We start from the raw sequence: 20,594 nt of genomic DNA on the forward strand, positions 1-20,594 counted from the left end.
GGGCCGGATTCGACCGCCGCTCTGCCGCGGCGCCGGTCGAAGTGTTTCCCGGCCCGACTGATTCTAGGAGCGCGATCCGGTAGCAGGTGCAACCGCGCTGTGGTTTGTGTAACGGTTGGTAAGACGAATCGATGAGCACGCGTGCCGGCAGGTATTGCGTACCTGTTGCGTGCGCGGCGGCGGCAATTTTTGCGCGCATGCGGCGTGCGGGATGCACGTGGGTGTCATCTGCCAGTCATCGACTTGCCGCGGTGACGTGCGCATCGAGCGTCGACGCTGGCCGGCTCGCGATGCGCGCGAACGCGTCACACGCGGTCGAGCAATGCGTCGAGACGCGGCAGCAACGGCGTCGCGCAATGTGCCTGCAACGCGTCGGGCGCGGTGTAGCCCCACGCGACACCCTGGAATGCGATGCGCGCGCGTCGTGCCGCGTCGGCATCGCGGATTTCATCGCCCACGTACAGCACTTCGTCGTTGCGCAGGCCGGCTTCATGAACGAGTGCGCGCAGGCGACGTGCCTTGCCGAACAGCGGGATGCCGCATGCGAAATGTTCGACGCGGCTGCTGGCGTGTGGGCCGAGCCGGTCGCGCACGATCTCCTCGGTGTTCGACGTCGCGATCGCGATGCGGATGCCGCGCGCGGCGAGCGCGTCGAACGTTTCGCCGACGCCGGGGAACAAGGCCACTTGCGCGACGCGCGGCCGCATCAGGCGACGCATGTCGATCGTCACGCGCGGCACTTTCCACATCGGCACGTCGAGCGCGCGAATGATGTCGCGCGCCGACATCCCGCGTAGTGCCGGGCGCAGCTCGGGCGTGGCGTCGCGAAAGCCGTGCATGCGCGACGCTTCCGACAGCGCCGCGAGAAAACTGTCGAGCGAATCGGCGAGCGTGCCGTCGAAGTCGAATGCGATGAGGCGGTAGGGCATGAAGCGGCGTGGCAGGTTATCGGGCAGACGACATTGTCACCGAATCGGGGCCCGTCGCCTGCACGGTTGATTGCGCCCGCGGAGAAACGAGAGGTCGAGCAGCTTCTTCGCGTCGTCCGGATGATCGGTGCTGTCCCTTGTCTCCCGCCGCGCTGCGCGGTATCGTCGACGCTTCGTTTTCCACCCACCGACCGGAGACCGACGTGCCTGCTGCCACCCCCGCCACGCTGAGATTTTCCACCGACAAGCGCGAACTCGACGTCGACGCGATCTTCGACTTCCTGCATCGCGATGCGTACTGGTCGCAGGGCATTCCGCGCGACGTGGTGGAGAAGGCGATCGAGGGTTCCCTGTGTTTCGGCGCGTATGTCGGCGACCGGCTCGTCGGCTTCGCGCGCCTCGTGACCGATCACGCGACGTTTGCGTACCTCTGTGATGTGTTCGTGCTGCCGGCCGAACGCGGCAACGGCTATGGCCGCGCGTTGATCGACCACGTGTTCGCGCAGGAGATGGTGCAGGGCCTGCGCCGCATCATGCTCGTGACGTCCGATGCGCACGAGCTGTACCGGCCGGTCGGCTTCGAGCCGTGCGCGAACCCCGAGCGGGTGATGGAGATTCGCCGCCCGGACATCTACGCGAAACGCTGACGTGCGGCGCAGCGCATACAATACGCGCTTTCCGTTTTTGCCGAAGAGAAACCCATCATGACCGAACAGGAAGCCGAACAGCTCGCGACGCATCGCCATTACAAGGGCGGGCTGTATCGCTACATCGGCGTTGCCCGCCATTCCGAAACCGAGGAATCGGTGGTCGTGTACGAACACCTGTGGCCGCATGCGCGCGGGCTGTGGGTGCGCCCGGAAGCGATGTTCAACGGGAACCTCGAAGACGGCACGCCGCGTTTTCGCAAGCTGCGCGACTGATCCTCGGCCGGCCGCGTAAGCCGGCCCTGTGAGCCGGCTGCGCGAGCCGAATGTCGAGCCGAATGTGCGGGTATCAGCCGGCGGCCAGCGCCTTCACCAGTTCCGGCGGTGCGTGCCGGGTCGTGACTTCCGGCGTGCCGTGCCATGCCGCGAGTTTCTTCACCGCCTTCGCGACATCGGCGGCGAGCCCCGTGCCGAACCGCACGCCCGGCTCGACATGCACGGCCTTCAGTTCGAACGTGCGGAGCGTGCGATGCGCCTTCGCGTCGACGCGCCCGACCAGCCGGCCGCGATGCAGCACGGGCAGGCAGAAATAGCCATAACGCCGCTTGTGCTCGGGCGTATAGCATTCGATCGTGTAGTCGAAACCGAATAGCGTCGATGCACGCCGCCGGTCCCATACGACCGGGTCGAACGGCGACAGCAGCGTCGTGACCGTCGAGCGCAGCGTGTCGGCCTCGGCGGCCGGCAGCAACGCTTCGAGCGAGCGATGCACGTAGGCCGGCTCCTTCCAGTCGTCGATCGCCACCGGGATCAGGTCGCCCGCGTCGGCGAGCTGCTCGAGCTCCGCGCGGTACGAGCGGCGCGGCAGCCGATAGTAGTCGGCCACCCAGTCCGCGCGCACGACGCCGAGTGCACGGCACGTGTAGTCGAGCAGCGCGGGCAGCACGGCTTCGCGCGGCGGCAGGTCGCGCGTGTCGTCCCAGCCGGGCAGCACGCGCTCGCGCACGTCGTACACGCGCTGGAAATTGCGGCGTTCCGACACCATCAGGTCGCCCGTCGTGAACAGCACTTCCAGGTGGCGCTTCTCGGGCTTGCGATCCCACCAGCCGTTGCCCTTCACGCCATCCTCGCGGACGAAATCCGCCGACTTCACCGGGCCTTCTTCGCGAATCCGCGCGAGCAGCCGCTCGATGTCGGGACGATTCTGTTCATGCCATTCGGCTGCATATTTCCAGCCCATCCCCGACGGATCGAGCATCTTGTAGCGCATCAGGCCGAACTGCTCGACCGGCAGGAAGCACGCTTCGTGCGACCAGTATTCGAACAGGCGCGCCTCGGCGAGATGCTCGTCGAGCCACTGCGGCGAGAAATCGCCGAGACGGCTGAACAGCACGAGATACGGGCTGCGCGCGACGACGTGGATGGTATCGATCTGCAGCTGCGCCATCCGGCGGATCGTGTCGAGCACGTCGGCTTTGGTCGCCTTGCGGCGGGGCGGTGTCAGCAGGCCCTGCGCGGCGAGATGCAGGGCGCGGGCGGCGGCGGGCGAGAGCGTAAGCATCGGAGGGGCGGCCGGGAGTGATGGTCGGGAACCACTTTAGCGCGAAAGCGGCGCGCGCGTGCGACGTGCCGAGGCAACGTGTCTGACAATGGTTGACAGATACGTTTCGCAAGTTTCCCTATAGTGCAGTCCATGGCGCGACGAAATGTGCGCGCAACGATTCCGCTTCCGACGCACATATGTCCATGGCACGCAGGAAGCGAATCCGGGATTCTCAACCCCCATCGGGAGACCCGGAACCCTGAGCGGACATCCATGCGGCTGTGCACCGGCCCCGTGTGGATGTCCGCTGATTTTTTTGTTTTTTTCCGGTTTGCTTCGCGGGCGGTTTTCCCTGCTGCCCGTTCTGCCCCGTCGCTATTCCCGCTCGTCCGACTGATTGCTACTGGCGCTTGCCGCGCGCGACTTCGTCGCCGGCGCCGGGCGGCAGCCGCCGCGTGATCGGAATCGATGCGAACGAGCACAGCCCGACCACGACGAACGCGGGCCAGAAATCCGACCACACCATCTTCTGATGACCCTGCAGCCAGTGCGAAATGTGCAGCACGAGGCCGGCCACCGTCACGCCAAGGCCGAGCGACATCTGCTGCACGACGCTGCCGAGGCTGGTCGCGCGGCCTGCGTCGCGCGGCGAGATGTCCGCATAGATCATCGAGTTCAGGCTCGTGAACTGCAGCGCGGGGAAGATGCCGCCGACGAGCACGATCAGCCAGATCGCCCAGGTCGCCATGCCGGGATGGAACACGCCGTACGCGGCGATCGCGAGCCCCGCGAATGCCGCGTTGTAGATCAGTACCGTGCGGAAGCCGAAGCGGCGCAGCGTATGGGTGGCCGTCGAGCGGCTCATCGCGCCGCCGAACGCGGACGCGCACGTGATGAGCCCCGAATGGAACGCGCTCATGCCGAGCCCTTCCTGCAGCGCGAGCGGCAGCAGGAACGGCACCGCGCCGAGGCCGATGCGGAACAGCGAGCCGCCGACGACGCTCGCGTGATACGTCGGGATCTTGAGGAAGCTGAGGTCGAGCACCGGGCGTTCCTTGCGGCGCGCGTACGGCACGTAGAGCGCGAGCAGGACGGTGCCGGTCACGCACATGGCGAGGGCGTTCGAGCGCGACGTGAGCGCACCGTCGATCAGCGTGAGGCCCATCAGCAGCAGTGCGGCGCCGCTGGCCGACAGCAGGAATCCGAACCAGTCGAGCGGGCCCGGGTCGGGCTCGTGCGTGTTCGCGATGTGCTTGCTCGCGAGGTAGATCCCGTAGATGCCGATCGGCACGTTGATGAAGAAGATCATCCGCCAGTGCAGGTAGGTCGTGATGAAACCGCCGACGAGCGGCCCGACCGTGGGCCCGAACAGCGCGGGAATCGCGAGGTAGTTCATCGCGCGCACGAGATCCGAGCGCGGCACGGCGCGGAAAATGATGATGCGGCCGACGGGCACCATCATCGCGCCGCCGACGCCCTGGATGAAGCGCGCGAACGTGAGCACGCCGAGGGAATTGGATGCCGCGCACATCAGCGAGCCGACGACGAAGATGCCGATCGCGGTGCGGAACACGGAGCGCGCGCTGAAGCGGTCGGCCAGCCAGCCGCAGATCGGAATGAACACGCCGAGTCCAACCACGTAGGCCGTGATCGCAATGTTCAACGTGACGGGGTTGTGCCCGAAGTCCCTCGCCATCGCGGGCAGGGCGGTGACGATGATGTTCGCGTCGACGCTTTCCATGAACAACGCACAGGCAACGATGAGCGGTGCTAGAAAGACGGGCGACATGGGCTGGGCGCGCGGTAAAGACGCCATTATGCCCACAATGTGACCGTTGAGTCACGTACGACAACAGATGTTCCGCATAGTGCAACAGTCGTTCTTTTCGCGGGCGGCGCGGAAAGAACGACTGCGAAAACGCCGCGCATGCATCGCGTTTGTGCACCGCACGCGTCGCGGATCGGGTCCACGCGACGCATGCTGCATGCGCTCGGGTTGCGCGCCGCACATCGCCGTGCCGGACGTCGTCACGCACGATCTGCTCGCGATCGTGAAGGGGATCGTCGATGCGGCGGGCGCGCGCGGCGAGACCGAAGCGGAGGCACTCGACGCGCGTGCGTGGCGGGCCGGACGCAGGTTGCCTGCGCGAGCCGCGCGAATCGAAACTTGCTTGATGTGCACGTTTCGTGCGACAGTCAGGCCCACTCGCAACACAAAACGACGCGCATCGATCGAGGGCCATCGAGACGAGCGCGCGCGCGAACGAGACCTCGTGCCGACCCACTCACCATCGAAAGGAGGGGACACGTCATGACGTCACGTCGTGCCGCATCGATTGCATCTGGCATCTCAACGCGCATCCCAACCCGCTTTCCGCTCCATCGCTCACCGCCGCTCGGGCGCCCCGCGCCGCGTCTTCGCTGGGCCGCCGCACTGGCCGTCGCGTATCTCGCCGTTGCCGGCTGCGCCGCGCAGGCCGACAACGCGAACCGGGCCGCCGCGCAGGCGGTCGATCAGTCGGCGGCGCCCGCGACGGCCGCGGTTGCCGGCCCCGCGTCGGGCACGCTGCTGCCGCCGCCGAGCCAGCTCTACGGCGACCTGTTCGTCGCGGTGCAGACCGCGCAGATCTATCCCGACCAGAAGACCTTCGTCGACGCGACGCCCGACAGCGATCCCGCGACGATCGTGCAGTTGTATCAGCAACAGAAATCGCAGCCGGGCTTCTCGCTGAAGGCATTCGTCGGCCAGCATTTCACGCCGCCCCCGGAAGGCGGCGTCACGCCGCCGCCGAACCAGACGCTGCGCCAGCACATCGACTGGCTGTGGCCGCAGCTCACGCGCACGAGCACGACGGTGCCGCCCTACAGTTCGCTGATCCCGCTGCCGAAGCCGTATGTCGTGCCGGGCGGCCGCTTCCGCGAAGGCTACTACTGGGATACCTATTTCACGATGCTCGGGCTGCAGGTGTCGGGCCGCGAGGATCTCGTCGACGACATGCTCGACAACTTCGCCCATCTGATCGACACGATCGGGCACATCCCGAACGGCAATCGCACGTACTATGCGAGCCGCTCGCAGCCGCCGTTCTTCGCCTATATGGTCACGCTTGCCGCACAGGCCGAAGGCGACAAGGTCTACCAGAAATATCTGCCGGAGCTGCGCAGGGAGTACGCGTACTGGATGCAGGGCGAAACCACGACGCCACGCGGGCAGGCCGCGCGCAATGTGGTCGCGATGCCCGACGGCGCGGTGCTGAACCGCTATTGGGATGCGAGCGATACGCCGCGCGACGAGTCGTATCTCGAGGACGTGACGACCGCGAAGTCGGCGCCGGGGCGTCCGGCGAACGAGGTGTACCGCGACCTGCGCGCGGGCGCCGAAAGCGGCTGGGACTACAGCTCGCGCTGGTTCGGCGACGGCAAGACGCTCGCGACGATCCGCACGACGTCGATCGTGCCGGTCGACCTGAACAGCCTGATGTTCCATCTCGAGACGACGATCGTGAAGGGCTGCGCGCTCACGCGCGACGTGGCCTGCGTGACCGATTTTTCCGGGCGCGCGGCGCGGCGTGCGGCCGCGATCAACCGCTATCTGTGGAACCGTCGCGGCTACTACGGCGACTACGACTGGCAGTTGCGCAAGCCGCGCGACGCCGTGACGGCCGCCGCGCTGTATCCGTTGTTCGCGGGCGTTGCCTGGCCCGAGCGCGCGAAGGCGACCGCGCGCGAGGTGCGCAAGACGCTGCTGCAGCCGGGCGGCCTCGCGACGACCACCGAGAACACGGGGCAGCAGTGGGACGCGCCGAACGGCTGGGCGCCGTTGCAGTGGATCGCGATCGACGGGCTGCGGCGCTATGGCGAACCGGCGCTCGCGAAGGACATCGGCACGCGTTTCCTGTCCGACGTGAAGCACGTGTATGCGACCGAAGGCAAGCTCGTCGAGAAGTACGTGGTCGAAGGCGCCGGCACGGGCGGCGGCGGGGGCGGCGAATATCCGCTGCAGGACGGCTTCGGCTGGACCAACGGCGTCACGCTGAAACTGCTCGGGCTGTACGGCGAGTGACGCGCGGCACGGGCCGCGCGCTTGCACCGCGAGAGAACGCACGGACCGGACTGTCGCGTGAGCGGCCGTCCGGCCCGTGTCTGCATCCGGCGTGCGTCAGAACACGATCGTCGTGCGCACGCCGACCACCGTTTCGTCCCCGATGCGTGCACCGGCCGCGTTCGGGTTCGGGATGCCGCCGCCCGGACGGAAGAAGTGCTGCAGGTCGGCCTGCAACTGCCACCACGGCGTGACCTGGTACTGGTACGTCGCCTCGACGACCGTTTCCGCGCGGCGTACCGGATAGCCGGGTGTCGTGTATGCGCCGGTGTCGCCGTCGAGGCCGCGCGCATGCGAGCCGATCTTCGTGTAGCCGACCGCGAGACCCGCGACGTCGTTGTCGCGTCCCTTGAACGGCGCCTTCAGCGTCACGCCTGCATTGGCGGCGAAATCGACGGTATTGCGATCGCCCGGCGCGCCCATCACGCGCGCGAACACGCCCACCGAGCGCGGGCTGTCCGGCGCCGGCCGCCACACCATCTGGTCCGCGACCGCATAAAAACTGTAGTTGCCGCGATGCGTGGCCGGCATGCCGTTGCTCGCCGGATTCGCGAGCGACAGGCCATCGGTGCCGTAGCGCGGATCGTTCGCATGCTGCGACTGATACCAGAAGCCGAGCTTGTACGTGCCCGGCAGGCCGGCCGGCTGCGGCGCCTTCGGATCGGCGGGCGGCGCGTTCAGCGCATACTGCACTTCGCCGATCACGAACGCGCCGCTGCGCAGGTTGAAGTGGGTGCCGTGCGCGTTCAGCACCTGCGCATCGCCGTCGGTGCGGCCGGCCGGGTTGCCGTCGAACACGCCGACCATCGCGGTCCACGCATCGGCGGGCTTCACGCGCAGCCGCACGCCGAGCGACGACATCGGATACGCGGGGCCGCCGGCCGGCAAATCGGTCGACGGCAGCACGGGCCAGCCGAACGTGGCGTTCATGAAGGCCGACGCGTTCTGGCTCACCATGAATTCCTGGTCGACGCTCTGCTGGCCGACCTTCACGTCGACCTTGTCGTCGAGCAGCGACTGCTGGTACCAGAGCTCCCACAGGCGCGTGGTCGAATTCGCCTCGATGCCGGTCGCGGTCTGCAGCGTCTGCAGATAGCGCTGCGTGAGGTTGGTGCCGTGAATCTGCAGCGCCGACACGTTGAACGTGCCGCCCGGCAGGCCGATCGCCTTGCCGGTGTCGACGTCGAAGCCGAATTGCGTGAGCCCCTGGTAGGCACCGCCGCGACCCGTGCCGCCCGACGTGTTGTACAGGTACTCGCTGGTCTCCTGCAGGCTCAGCGTGATGCCGTGATCGCCCAGCACGTCGCGCAGGCCGCCCATGTTGCCGAGCAGGTTCGAGCGCTCCCGGAAGCCGGTGGGCGCGGGCGCGGCAGCATCGGCGGCCTGTTGTGCGGGCGCGGCGGCGTCACTGGCGCCGGCCGCCGGTTCGGCCGCGGCCGGCGGCGACGATTGCGCGAACGCGGGCGCGGCGGCGAGCGACAGCAGCAGCGCGGCGAGCGCATTGAGGCGGAACGAGCGCGGGACGGGTTCGAGGTAGTTCTTCATGTGGGTTCCGTCGGTGGTTTGATTAGTTAGGCTGAAGAAACGAAAACGTGGTGCGGAGAGCTTGACGCGGCGGTACATGGCACATGCCACCGCCGCGCGGGGCGGGGCTTACGGCAGCCAGCCGCCGATACGCCACACCTGCGCGAAGCCGAGGCGCGGCGCGGCCGAGCACAGCAGCGCGACGAGCGCGACCGCGGCCGCCATCACGGCGAACAGCAGGCAGTCGAGCGGGCGGGGCGCTGCCGGCACGTGGGCGAGCGCCGAGCTGCGCCAGTTGCCGAGCGCATGGGCGAGCGGCGAGAGGTCGGAAACGAACGAGCGGTCGCATGCGACATGCACGATGCGCTTGAGCCTGACCGCGAGCGATTGAAGAAACATGACGCTGCCTCCGTCCGGTCCGGCGAAGGCCGGACGACGTGATCGAGCGCGGGCGCGTGACGCGGCCTGCGATCGGAGGGTGGAACGTAACGGAGCGTGCAACGGACGAACCGGCGATGGCCGGCCCGGAAGGAAGCGCGCTAACCCGACGAATGCGAGCTAGCGGCGTAAGACATGCGTCTGGCTGCTATCTCGCGATGGCTTGGCCGGCCTGGACCGGCGTCGAACTGCAACTAGAGCATGTGTCCACGGAGGGACTCCTGTGATGAATTGCGGCGGATTGTATTCGCGTCGTTTGCTGCAGTGCAAGTAAAAAACGCATGAAAGGCGCCGTGTGTGGCGGACGCATCGCCGTGGAGCGCGCGGGTGCGAGGCCGCCACGACGAGGCGACGGCCGGGTGCCGCGCCGTTGTTCGCACACATCGAACCGTGACCGTGACATGACGCGCTGAAAGGTTTCGGCACGCCATTTCAAGGGCAATTCTTTCAGTGCCGCGAAGGCGGAAATTTATTTCGGGAAATGGGGTTGGGCGGGGTTGACTTCACTTTCGGGCCGTCCATAGAATCCGGCATCTTCACTCTTGGGGCCGCCGCCTTGGACGCCTGCAGTAGTCGATCTTCGAACGAAATTTCCGCCTGAGCGACCGACGTCCGCGCCTCATCGAAGCCGCCGTTTGTCCCCCGGGCAAACGGTGCGCGCAGCAGTATTCCGCAGCAAATTCCTACGTGCACCCTGATTCGCGCCGGTTAGCGTGATGCGTTTTCGCATGCGCCGCCCGGTTTCACCGCCGCCTGGCAGGCGGCCGCGTTCGCGCACGCCTTTCCCTGGCGCGCGAATGCCGGCCCGCACGCCTGACGGCGGTCAACCGTGTTCTCCGGAACACCGCACAGGAGCCGCCATGAACGACAGTGACAGTTGTCCCTTATGCCCGTTGCACGCACAGACCCTTTTGAACCCGGGTCGCAGGGACAATCCGGCCGACTAGCCTGACACGTCGTTCAGGCGCCGGACTGGCCCCGCGCCCACCACGCGGCCGGCACGCTTGCCGTCGCCGCACGGAGCCAGATCATGAACTTCGGCCTTCTGCTGTCGAATCTCCCGCACGTCACGGAATCGCGCAACCACTACGACGCGATGCTGATGCTCGACGCCCGTCCTCGGGTGTTCTCCCGCCTGTTGAACCGGCTGAAATCGCTGATCCGCTGAAAGAAGCGTCGAGCGCGCCTCGGCATGCGCACGCGCGGCCGCCATCGGGCGGTCGCCCCGCGCGCATCCCAAGGTCGCACGCTCACCAGATAACCATTAGCCGTACGGAACACATCATGTCCACGCCATCCAACGTTTCTCCACCGATCGCCGTCGAACGCGCCGCCGTGCTCGACGAGGCCCACCTCGGCGACATCCGCGGCGCGCTCGGTACGATCGCGCATCACGACACCGGCACGCGCGGCTCGTGGTGGGCGCGTCTGCGCACGCTGCTCGCGATCATCGGCCCGGGCCTCATCGTGATGGTGGGCGACAACGACGCCGGTGCATTCGGCACCTACACGCAGGCCGGCCAGAACTACGGCACGACGCTGCTGTGGACGCTGCTGCTGCTCGTGCCCGTGCTGTACGTGAACCAGGAAATGGTGCTGCGCCTCGGCGCGGTGACGGGCGTCGGGCATGCACGGCTGATCTTCGAGCGCTTCGGCAAGTTCTGGGGCGCGTTCAGCGTGATCGACCTGTTCCTGCTCAATGCGCTCACCATCGTCACCGAGTTCATCGGCATCACGTTCGTGCTGGATTTCTTCGGGCTGCCGAAGGTCGCCGGCGTGTGCGTGGCCGCGGCGCTGACCATGGCCGCGGTGAGTACCGGCGATTTCAGGCGATTCGAGCGGTTCGCGATCGGGCTGTGCGTGCTGAGCCTGCTGCTCGTGCCGGTGCTCGTGTCGATCCATCCGCCCGTCGCGCAGATGACGCGCGATTTCTTCGTGCCGAACTGGCCCGCGCACGCGAAGCTGTCGGACGTGATGCTGCTCGTGATCGGCATCGTCGGCACGACCGTCGCGCCGTGGCAGCTGTTCTTCCAGCAGAGCTACGTGATCGACAAGCGCATCACGCCGCGCTTCATGAAGTATGAAAAGGCCGACCTGTGGATCGGCATCGCGTTCGTGCTGATCGGTGCGGTCGCCATGATCGGTTTCAGCGCCGCGCTGTTCAACGGGCATCCGGAAGCCGGCAACTTCACCGACGCGGGCGGCATCATCGCGGGCCTCGAGAAGTATGCCGGCCGCACGAGCGCAACGCTGTTCGCGGTGGCGCTGCTCGACGCGTGCATCATCGGCGCGGCGGCCGTGTCGCTGTCGACGGCCTATGCAATCGGCGACGTGTTCAAGATCCGTCACTCGCTGCACCGCGGCGTGTCCGACGCGAAAGGTTTCTATCTCGTGTATTTCGGCATCGTCGCGGCCGCGGCCACGCTCGTGCTGATTCCGGGCAGCCCGCTCGGCCTGCTGACGGAAGCGGTGCAGACGCTCGCGGGCGTGCTGCTGCCGAGCGCGACGGTGTTCCTGCTGGTGCTGTGCAACGACCGCCAGGTGCTCGGCCCGTGGGTCAACTCAACGAAGCTCAACGTGTTCACCGGTGCGGTGGTCTGGGTGCTCGTGCTGCTGTCGATCATCCTCACTGCGTCGGTGATGTATCCGGATATCAGCGGCGAAGCGATCCTCGACGTGCTGGTCGGCGGCACCGTGCTCGCGATCACGGGTTATATCGCGACGGTATTGATTCGTCGCAACAAGCGCGTGATCGAACCGGCGATCGATCGCACGTTGCGCGACACGTGGCGCATGCCGCCGCTCGATACGCTCGAGCCGCAGAACATGACGCTGGCGACGCGAATCTGGATGGCCGTGCTGCGCGGCTATCTCGTGATCGCGGTCGGTCTCGTGATCGTCAAGGTGGTGCAGATGACGCTGCTGAAGTAACGCAGGCCGTCTGCCAGGAAGCGGCGCCGGGCCCGGCACCGCGCCGCAACCCGCACATGCCGGCCTTCGTGGCCGGCATGTGCGTTTACGCGCTTGCTTGCGGCACGTCGCACGCGCCGCGCGACGGTCAGATCAATTCGAGCTTCGACGTCAGGTACGTGAGCTGGATCCGGTTCGCGACGCCGAAGCGCTTGCGCAGCTTGCGCAGGTGATAGTCGACGTTGTGCGCACTGGTGTCGAGGCGCCGGCCGATCTCCTTGTCGGATGCGCCTTCGGCGATGCCGAGCAGCAGTTCCTGCTCGAACGGCGTGAGCCCGTTCACCGCGCGCTCGCGCGAGGTCGAGATCAACTGCGGCGACGCGAACTTGTGTACCGACAGCCCGATCGACAGCGCCTGCTCGATCGTCGCCGGCGTGATCCATTCGCGCGTGCGGCGCGGTGCGGTGAAGCTCATGAACGCGTGCAGCCGCGTGCCGGGCACGGCCATCGAATACATGATGCCGCTGCACATCCCGTCGTCCTGCATCGTCTGCAGGAAGCCGTCGAGCGCGGCCGGCGTCACGCGCGGGCCGGCGTCGCGCTCGCGGTGTTCGCGGCGCAACTGCTGCAGGTCCCACACGATCGGCATGTTGCACACGCGTGCGCCGAGCGTGCGCGGATCGACGTCGTGATGCTGGTGGCGCACGTAGTCGCCGCGGTAGGTGGACGGCGTGAATGCTTCGTGCAGATAGAGACTTTCGACCCTCTCGTGCGCGAATTCGAGCGCGAAGTACGCGAACGTCGAGAAGCCCGTGAGGTGCAGCAGGCTTGCGACGATCCGGCTGCGCTCGGCCGTGCTCTGCGCGTGCGCGAGCGTATCGGCCACGCCGAGTTTCGGCGCGTGCGGCTGCGTGACGTCGCCGCGTTTCACGTCGTCGCACCAGACGACCTGCACGGGGCGCTCTCGCAGCGCGTCGGGGCATGCGCCCGGCCCGTGCGACGGGCGGGGAAAGGTTGAGGCGACCGCTTCTTCATGCAATGCAATGTCGGACATGTGCCATCCCTCGGAATCGACGCATAACGCCTGGCGGCGGCCGTATCGTGTATGGCCGTCGCGGCGGTGCGATCGAGCATCGGTGTGATATGCGCGGATCGTCATCCATGACGCAGCGCGGGGCATTGTACAAAAACGCTTGTGTACGCGTAATATGCCGTAATACTAATGGCGGCGGAAGATTCCTATTCGCACGCAAATAACGAAGACCAGAAAATCCATCGAGACAAGACCAGATCGTGACGGGGCGCAGGTTCATATATTGGGAAAGGGCGGGCTCCTCATGACATACGCTGACGGCGCACCACGCGTCGAGTGGTTTTCGCAGGCCGATATCGCAACGGCCGCGGCTTATTCGAATGAATATCAGGCAATCGGACACGACGTTTTTACCGGCGCGCAAATCGAATTCGGTAAAACCGACCCGGCTTTGGTCGATTTCGCGTCATGCCATGCGCGCTTGCGGCAAATCGGTTTCAGTACGCTCGGTTACGGCGCTTTCGAAATGATCGGGCGGCGCATCCTGTGCGCGCACCTGCTTCGCGATCTCGCTCCCGCGACGTTCATGCAGCCGTTTTTCGAGGGCATGCTCTACGAGAGCGACCCGCGGTTCGCGCAGGTGCGGCAGAGCGGCTTTCCGGTTGCGTGGCAGCTCGACGAGATCGAGGCGGCCGCGCAGGGCAGCGGCGACCGTAAGATGCTGGCGCTCGCCGGCCATCTGCGTGCGCACGCGATGAACAGCGGCGTGCTGTTCGGCCTGTCGGCGCCGCGCCTCGACCTGCGTGTCGCGGTGAACGTGACGTCGGAGACGCACGGCACCGAATGGATCGACGATCGCGTGATCGGCGGTGCGCTGTCGGTCAGCCTCGCGGTGCATCGTGTCGCGCTGCCGTTCCTCGAGGCACGCATCGCGCGCATGCGCGGCTTCGCGCTCGGTGACGAGCAACTACAGGTGCTCGACCGTCTCGTGCATGGTCTGTCCGACCAGGAGATCGCGAGTGCACTGCGCACGTCGCTGCACAAGGTCGGCCACCATATCCGCTCGCTCGAAAAACTCTTCAACGTGCAGAACCGCGCGCAGCTCGCATACCTGGCGGCCCGCCGGCTGCCGTCCTGACGCCGCGCGTCCGTCGCGTTCGTCCCCGTTTTTTCCGTGACCGATGAACGTCGGGCCGGCCCGACGGGCCGCTGCGGCCGCGCGCGCCGGCGCGCTCTGCAGACGATGCTTGACAGCATTTTTTTCGAGTGATTGGCGAGTTCACCTATGAATTATTGCTGATTTATTTCTTCGTAATATGGCCCGGTCGTCACGCCGGACGGCGGGCCGCGAGGTTGCGCCGTGCGTGACGGAACTGGTCAACAGGGGCGGACAAATCAATGTGCGGAATCGACGGCTTTTTGAATAGCGTCGCCTGCGATGAGGAGACAGCGCGCGGCACACTCGCGCGCATGACGGCGAGCCTTGCGCATCGCGGGCCGGACGGGCAGGGGATCTGGGTCGACCCGGAGGCCGGCATCGCGCTCGGCCACCGACGGCTCGCGATCGTCGACCTGTCGGTACACGGCCGACAGCCGATGGCATCCGCGTGCGGTCGCTACGTCATGGTCTTCAACGGCGAAATCTACAACCATCGCGAACTGCGCGCGGAGCTCGAGCGCGCGGGGCGCGCACCGGCGTGGCGCGGCCACTCCGACAGCGAGGTGCTGATCGCGGCGATCGTCGCGTGGGGTGTCGACGCGACGCTGCGGCGCGCGACCGGCATGTTTGCGTTCGCGCTGTGGAATCGCGCATCGCGGGTGCTGACGCTCGCGCGCGACCGGATCGGCGAAAAACCGCTCTACTACGGCCGGATCGGCGACGCGCTCGTGTTCGCGTCCGAACTGAAGGCGCTGCGCGGCTATCCGGGCTTCGACGGCGCGATCGATCGCGATGCGCTGTGCCTGTACCTGCGCCAGTCGAGCGTGCCCGCGCCGCATACGATCTATCGCGGCATCCACAAGCTGCCGCCCGGCACATATATCCAGTTCGAGCATGCGCGCGACACGCCGCGCCTGCGTGCGTACTGGACGCTCGAACAGGTGATCGAGGACGGTCGCGCGCAGCCGTTCGAGGGCAGTGCCGACGACGCGGTGGGCCAGCTCGACGTGGTCCTGCGCCAGGCCGTCGCGCGGCAGATGGAAGCCGACGTGCCGCTCGGCGCGTTCCTGTCCGGCGGCGTCGATTCGTCGACGATCGTCGCGCTGATGCAGGCGCAATCGTCGACACCGGTCGATACGTTCACGATCGGCTTCCACGAGGCCGGCTACGACGAGGCCGGTTATGCAAAGGCCGTCGCGCGCCATCTCGGCACGCGCCATACCGAGCTCTACGTCACGGCCGACCACGCGCTCGGCGTCGTGCCGAAGCTGCCGTCGATCTACGACGAGCCGTTTTCCGATGCGTCGCAGATCCCGACCTTTCTCGTGTCGGAGCTGACGCGCCGGCACGTGAAGGTGAGCCTGTCCGGCGACGGCGGCGACGAGCTGTTCGGCGGCTACACGCGCTATTTCCTGACGCCGCGCCTGTGGCGCAAGCTGCATCGCGTGCCGGGCGCCGTGCGCGCGCGGATCGCCGCCGCGCTGCATGCGTTGCGGCCCGATCACGCGGATCAGCTTGCGGCCGTCGCGCAGGGGGCGTGGGGCGGCGTGGAGGCACGCGAATCGGCGGCGCGCATCGGCGATCGCCTGCACAAGCTCGGCCACGTGATGACCGCCGAGAGCCGCATCGGGCTGTACCGGCTGCTGATGTCGTCGGTGCATCATCCCGAGCGCCTCGCGCTGTCGGGGCAGGAGCCGGCGACGCCGCTCGACACCGTATCCGCGTGGCCCGCGCACCTGAGCTTCGCCGAGCAGGCGATGGCGATCGATACGCTCACGTACCTGCCGACCGACATCCTCGCGAAAGTCGATCGCGCGGCGATGGCGGTGAGCCTCGAAACGCGCATGCCGTTCCTCGATCATCACGTCGTCGAATTCGCGTGGCGCGTGCCGGCGCACGTGCGCTTGCCGGAAGGGCAATCGAAGGCGCTGCTGCGCCGGCTGCTCGACCGCTACGTGCCGTCCGCGCTGATCGACCGGCCGAAGCAGGGCTTCTGCGCGCCCGTCGATCACTGGCTGCGCGGCGCGCTGCGCGACTGGGCCGAGGCGCTGCTGCGGCCGTCGCGGTTGCGCGAGGAAGGCTATTTCGATGCGGACGCGGTCGAACGTCTGTGGCGGCAGCACGTGACCGGCCGGATGAACTGGCAGCACCAGCTGTGGACGGTGCTGATGTTCCAGGCGTGGCTGGAGGCGCAACGCGCCGCATGAGGCGGCGCGTTGCGCGTCGTTACTGATCGAGGCAGCGCATGCAGCGCCGCTTCGCGTCGTTCGAGTGGAGGCCGCGACACATCGTCATCACGGGCCGGGCATGGCACGAAGGCGGATCGGCGGAGGCCGCCGGCGAAGCCTGGCGGCGCACGCGATCGGGCGGCGTGGTTGCAGCGGCATCCATCCGTCGCTGGCGTGCGGGCCGCGTGTCGCGACCGGCGCTGCCGTCATCCGGATCGCCCGGCGTCATCGACGCGACGCGAAGCGTGGTGTCGTTCGCCGCGTGCGCAACGGGCTGCGCGGTGCACACGAGTGCGACCAGCGCGGCCAACGCGCAATGGCAGGCGACGGCGGTTCGCGAATCGCACATCTTCATGATCGTTCCGTTCGTTCCGGGGCCGGCGGCGCGGAGGGCGCGCGGCTACCGGGTCGATTGTAGGGACGGCGATGGTCGTGTGTCACGCCGGATTCCGTAGTCGCGGGCATCGGCGCGGGGCACGAGTGGACGCGACGACGCGTGACGAAGCGCGGTGTCGTGCGGCCGCCGGCGCCCAAAAGCGACCGCCGCCCGGAGGCGGCGGTCGGGTCGCGACTGGCTGGCGGGCCGGGCGGCGTGCGGGCCGCGCCCGACGGGCGTGCCGCGAAGCGCTGCGGATCGGCGCAGCGCGGTGGGGGGAGCTCGCAGGCGAGCCGCACGCAATGCGGCTCGCGGGTAAATCGTCAGGCGTAGTCGGCGGCCATCACGGCTTGCGGTGCCGCGCGCAGGATCGGCGCGGCTTCGTGGCGCTCGACGTGCGTCATCGCCGCACCGAACAGCACCAGGCGATAGCCGACCGCGTAGATCGGAATGATCCGCAGGTTCTTGTCGTGATCGAGTTGCAGCTTCGAGCGGATACGCGAGATATGGGTGTCGAGCGTGCGCGACGACACGCCGAGTTCACGACCCCACACGGCTTCCTGGATTGCCTGCCGCGGCACGATCTTGTTCATGTTGTCGAGCAGGAATTCGACGACGTCGAATTCACGCGGCGTGACGTCGACGATCTTGTTGTCGATTTCGATCGTGCGGCGCACGAAGTTGATTTTTATGTTGTCGATGTACAGGTATTTGCAATCCATGGTGGCCCTCGCATGTCCATAAAGGAGTGTTTGCGGGTCCTGTGCTGCAACTTCCGGGCCAGGGAAGGGATTGTCATGTCACGACAGGGGGCGGCACCCGAGCGGACGGCGCTGTGGCCTTGAATTTAAAAGAATTTTCAAGGAGTGGCGTGCCGCGGGTAGAGAAAGGGTCCGAGCAAAGGTGAAGGATTGTTACGTAGCATCGGCGGGCGACGTTACGGGCGTTACGTCCGACGTAACGCGGGGGGAACCGCGCGGGCAACATGCGCGTGATCCGGATCGGCGGCAGGGGATGGGAACCCTACATCGAACCCGACATGGCTCGATGGAAAATCCATATGAATCAGTGACATAAGTGGCCACAATTGCCGACATCGAACCCTACATGAAACCCTGCACGGAAGCATGACGACCGTCGCCACCTTTGAGCCGTTGTTTCCCGAAGATCGCGTACTCGATCCGCTGCTTGAGCAGGCCGCCGAACTCGTCGATTCGTCGCAGCGGTTGCTTGCCGTACGCGATACCCCGCTGGCGACTGCGCTCTGCTGACTTCGCCCTCGCATCGCGGCGAACTTTCGTTCGGATTGCCGCTGAGCAGTCTCCGGTTTCTGTTTCCGAGGCTTTGGCCGGAAGTCGAGCAGGAGTAAGGGGGCCGACGGGCCGCGCGAGGTCGGGCGGCGTCGGCTCGAACAAGCACGACATTCCCGCGATACATTGAAAACGCCGGCCGCAGGGCGTCTCCGCCCCGCGGCCGGCGTGTCGCCCCGCCGTCAAGCCTTCGCGCTATCCGCCGAATCGAACGGCAGCACGTAATGCCGCTTGCCCGTTGCCGCGAAGATCGCGTTCGCGACCGCGGGCCCGACCGGCGCGACGCCCGGCTCACCGACCCCGGTCGGCGCTTCGGCCGACGGCACGATATGCACCTCGACCTTCGGCATCTCCGCGATGCGCAGCACGTGGTAGCCGTCGAAGTTGCGCTGTTCGACCTGGCCGTCCTTCAGCGTGATCGCGCTGTGCATCACCGCGCCGAGCCCGAAGCCGATGCCGCCCTCCATCTGCGCGGCGACGATGTCGGGATTGATCGCGATCCCGCAATCGACCGCGCACACCACGCGCTCGACCTTCACCTTGCCGTCCGCGTCGACCGACACCTCGGCCACCTGCGCGACATAGCTCTTGAACGCCTCGGCGACGGCGATCCCGCGCCCGCGGCCCTTCGGCAGCGGCTTGGCCGGATCCCAGCCGGCCTTCTGCGCGGCCAGGTCCAGCACCGCGCGCATGCGCGGCTCCTTCGCGAGCAGGTCGCGGCGGAATGCGTACGGATCCTTGCCCGCCGTGTGCGCGGCTTCGTCGATGAACGCCTCGACGGCATACGCGGTGTGCGAGCTGCCGACCACGCGCCACCACAGCACGGGCAGGCCCACCTTGGTGGTGGTGAGTTCGACCGACACGTTCGGCACCGCGTACGGCAGGTTCGCGGCGCCCTCGACCGAGGTGGCGTCGATGCCGTTCTTGACCATGAACGCTTCGAACGGCGTGCCGGCGAGAATCGACTGGCCGACGATCCGGTGGCGCCAGCCGACCAGCTTGCCGTCCGCGGTCAGCCCCGCGTCGAGCTTGTGGAAGTACATCGGCCGGTAGAAGCCGCCCTGGATGTCGTCCTCGCGCGTCCATTGCAGCTTGACGGGCTTGCCGTCAGCGCCGAGCGCCTTCGCGATCGACACGGCCTCGACCACGTAGTCGGACCACGCGTTCGCGCGCCGGCCGAAGCTGCCGCCCGCGTACAGCGTGTGGATCTGCACCTGTTCGGGCTTCAGGCCGGCCGTCCTGGCCGCGTTGGCCTGGTCGACCGTCTGGAACTGGTCGCCGGCCCAGATTTCACAGCTGTCCGCCGTCAGCTTGACGACCGCGTCGAGCGGCTCCATCGGCGCGTGCGCGAGATACGGGAATTCGTACGTCGCGCCGATCTTGCGCGCGGCGCCCGCGATTGCCGCATCGGCATCGCCGTCCTTGCGTGCCGACGTGCCCGGCTTGTCGGCGAGCTGCCGGTATTCGCGCATGATCTCGTCGGAGCCGCGCTTTTCGGCGTGCGCTTCGTCCCATTCGACCTTCAGCGCATCGCGACCCTGTTTCGCGGCCCAGAAGCCGGTTCCGACGACCGCGACGCCACCCGGCACCTGCACGATCGACACGACACCCGGCACGGCCTTGGCGGCCGTCGCGTCGAACGATTTCACCGTGGCGCCGAAGCGCGGCGGGCGCTGCAGCAGCGCGACCCGCATGCCGGGGAAGGTCGTGTCGAGCGTGAAATGCGCGGTGCCGTTCGATTTCGGCGACGCGTCGACGCGCGGAATCCGCTGGCCGATCAGCTTGAAATCGGCCGGCTGCTTCAGCACGACCTTGTCCGGCACCGGCAGCTTCGACGCATCGGCGACGAGCGTGCCGTATGAGGCCTTCTTGCCGCTCTTCGCGTGCGTGACGACGCCGTTGGCGGTCGTCAGCTCGCCGGCCGGAACCTTCCAGCGGGCCGCCGCGGCCGACACCAGCATCGCGCGGGCCTTGCCGCCCGCTTCGCGCAGCTGCTGCCACGAGTTCGCCATCGCCGAGCTGCCGCCCGTGCCCTGCATCGTGCCGAACGCGAGGTTCGCGTAGCGTTTCGCATCGGCCGGCGCGCTTTCGACGCGCACGGTCGACCAGTCGGCGTCGAGCTCCTCGGCGACGATCGTCGCGATGCCCGTATACGCACCCTGGCCCATTTCGACGTGCTTCGCGATGACCGTGACGGCGCCGTCGGGCGTGATGCGCAGGAACGCATTCGGCGCGAAGTCCGCGGCGGGCGCGGTCGCGGCCAGCGCGCGGCGGCCGAGGCCGGCCCATTCGAAGCCGATGGTCAGGCTGACGGCGGCCGCGGCACCCGCAGCCTTCAGGAACGTGCGGCGCGACGGACGCACCGACCCGGTGTTGTCGAGTTCGATCGTCATGG

The 20,594-nt window shown here is 67.3% G+C and carries 16 protein-coding genes and 1 pseudogene; 8 read left to right on the forward strand and 9 right to left on the reverse strand.

Features of this window, described 5'->3' with window-relative positions:
- Positions 1 to 305: 305 nt before the first annotated feature.
- Positions 306 to 929 (reverse strand): HAD hydrolase-like protein, encoded by a 624-nt coding sequence (locus tag PQB87_RS22110; RefSeq protein WP_059587015.1) that lies wholly within the window; start codon positions 927 to 929, stop codon positions 306 to 308.
- A 203-nt stretch (positions 930 to 1,132) separates the two neighbouring features.
- Here PQB87_RS22110 and PQB87_RS22115 point away from each other — a divergent pair, with 203 nt between their 5' ends.
- Together PQB87_RS22115 and PQB87_RS22120 are read left to right on the forward strand one after the other, a co-directional pair.
- The gene (locus tag PQB87_RS22115; RefSeq protein WP_060066591.1) at positions 1,133 to 1,576 is read left to right on the forward strand and encodes a GNAT family N-acetyltransferase; all 444 of its coding nucleotides are present in this window, start codon (positions 1,133 to 1,135) and stop codon (positions 1,574 to 1,576) included.
- Positions 1,577 to 1,633: 57 nt separating this feature from the next.
- Positions 1,634 to 1,852 carry a DUF1653 domain-containing protein gene (locus PQB87_RS22120; RefSeq protein ID WP_006480837.1) on the forward strand — a complete coding sequence of 73 codons (219 nt, stop codon included), beginning with the start codon at positions 1,634 to 1,636 and terminating at the stop codon, positions 1,850 to 1,852.
- A 73-nt stretch (positions 1,853 to 1,925) separates the two neighbouring features.
- On the opposite strand, the gene PQB87_RS22125 is transcribed toward PQB87_RS22120, so the two are convergent.
- Together PQB87_RS22125 and PQB87_RS22130 are read right to left on the reverse strand one after the other, a co-directional pair.
- Entirely contained in the window at positions 1,926 to 3,137 is a 1,212-nt protein-coding gene (locus PQB87_RS22125) for a winged helix-turn-helix domain-containing protein (protein WP_111939384.1), read from the reverse strand.
- A 382-nt stretch (positions 3,138 to 3,519) separates the two neighbouring features.
- Complete coding sequence (locus PQB87_RS22130) at positions 3,520 to 4,908, reverse strand: MFS transporter (RefSeq protein WP_059686706.1); 1,389 nt, start codon at positions 4,906 to 4,908, stop codon at positions 3,520 to 3,522.
- 522 nt (positions 4,909 to 5,430) lie between these two features.
- On the opposite strand from PQB87_RS22130, the gene treA reads away from it, so the two are divergent.
- Complete coding sequence (gene treA / locus PQB87_RS22135; RefSeq protein WP_111939385.1) at positions 5,431 to 7,182, forward strand: alpha,alpha-trehalase TreA; 1,752 nt, start codon at positions 5,431 to 5,433, stop codon at positions 7,180 to 7,182.
- 96 nt (positions 7,183 to 7,278) lie between these two features.
- On the opposite strand, the gene PQB87_RS22140 is transcribed toward treA, so the two are convergent.
- Both PQB87_RS22140 and PQB87_RS22145 read right to left on the reverse strand, forming a co-directional pair.
- Positions 7,279 to 8,766 carry a carbohydrate porin gene (locus tag PQB87_RS22140; RefSeq protein ID WP_226215946.1) on the reverse strand — a complete coding sequence of 496 codons (1,488 nt, stop codon included), beginning with the start codon at positions 8,764 to 8,766 and terminating at the stop codon, positions 7,279 to 7,281.
- A gap of 108 nt (positions 8,767 to 8,874) precedes the next feature.
- Entirely contained in the window at positions 8,875 to 9,144 is a 270-nt protein-coding gene (locus PQB87_RS22145) for a hypothetical protein (RefSeq protein WP_233344158.1), read from the reverse strand.
- 1,069 nt (positions 9,145 to 10,213) lie between these two features.
- Between PQB87_RS22145 and PQB87_RS22150 the strand changes: the two genes are divergently transcribed.
- Complete coding sequence (locus tag PQB87_RS22150) at positions 10,214 to 10,351, forward strand: hypothetical protein (protein WP_162923104.1); 138 nt, start codon at positions 10,214 to 10,216, stop codon at positions 10,349 to 10,351.
- A 116-nt stretch (positions 10,352 to 10,467) separates the two neighbouring features.
- Positions 10,468 to 12,114, forward strand: coding sequence for an Nramp family divalent metal transporter (locus PQB87_RS22155; protein WP_153489203.1), 1,647 nt, complete (start codon positions 10,468 to 10,470; stop codon positions 12,112 to 12,114).
- 127 nt (positions 12,115 to 12,241) lie between these two features.
- Here PQB87_RS22155 and PQB87_RS22160 read toward each other — a convergent pair whose 3' ends face one another.
- Positions 12,242 to 13,147 carry a helix-turn-helix transcriptional regulator gene (locus PQB87_RS22160; protein WP_059686700.1) on the reverse strand — a complete coding sequence of 302 codons (906 nt, stop codon included), beginning with the start codon at positions 13,145 to 13,147 and terminating at the stop codon, positions 12,242 to 12,244.
- Between the two features lie 283 nt (positions 13,148 to 13,430).
- Here PQB87_RS22160 and PQB87_RS22165 point away from each other — a divergent pair, with 283 nt between their 5' ends.
- Positions 13,431 to 14,264, forward strand: coding sequence for a helix-turn-helix transcriptional regulator (locus PQB87_RS22165; protein ID WP_059686699.1), 834 nt, complete (start codon positions 13,431 to 13,433; stop codon positions 14,262 to 14,264).
- Between the two features lie 260 nt (positions 14,265 to 14,524).
- Positions 14,525 to 16,492 (forward strand): asparagine synthase (glutamine-hydrolyzing), encoded by a 1,968-nt coding sequence (gene asnB / locus PQB87_RS22170; protein ID WP_060066567.1) that lies wholly within the window; start codon positions 14,525 to 14,527, stop codon positions 16,490 to 16,492.
- Between the two features lie 19 nt (positions 16,493 to 16,511).
- Here asnB and PQB87_RS22175 read toward each other — a convergent pair.
- Positions 16,512 to 16,694 (reverse strand): annotated as a pseudogene (locus PQB87_RS22175) (lytic transglycosylase); the annotation flags it as partial.
- Between the two features lie 518 nt (positions 16,695 to 17,212).
- Positions 17,213 to 17,611 carry a winged helix-turn-helix domain-containing protein gene (locus tag PQB87_RS22180; protein WP_027789523.1) on the reverse strand — a complete coding sequence of 133 codons (399 nt, stop codon included), beginning with the start codon at positions 17,609 to 17,611 and terminating at the stop codon, positions 17,213 to 17,215.
- A gap of 405 nt (positions 17,612 to 18,016) precedes the next feature.
- On the opposite strand from PQB87_RS22180, the gene PQB87_RS22185 reads away from it, so the two are divergent.
- On the forward strand, positions 18,017 to 18,160 hold the full coding sequence (locus PQB87_RS22185) for a hypothetical protein (protein WP_021162971.1): 144 nt from the start codon (positions 18,017 to 18,019) through the stop codon (positions 18,158 to 18,160).
- Between the two features lie 221 nt (positions 18,161 to 18,381).
- Here the strand turns inward: PQB87_RS22185 and PQB87_RS22190 are convergent, their stop codons facing one another.
- Positions 18,382 to 20,592, reverse strand: a complete 2,211-nt coding sequence (locus PQB87_RS22190; RefSeq protein WP_489243813.1) for a xanthine dehydrogenase family protein molybdopterin-binding subunit — start codon at positions 20,590 to 20,592, stop codon at positions 18,382 to 18,384.
- Between the last annotated feature and the right edge of the window lie 2 nt (positions 20,593 to 20,594).

This window comes from Burkholderia sp. KL41 (assembly GCF_057005415.2).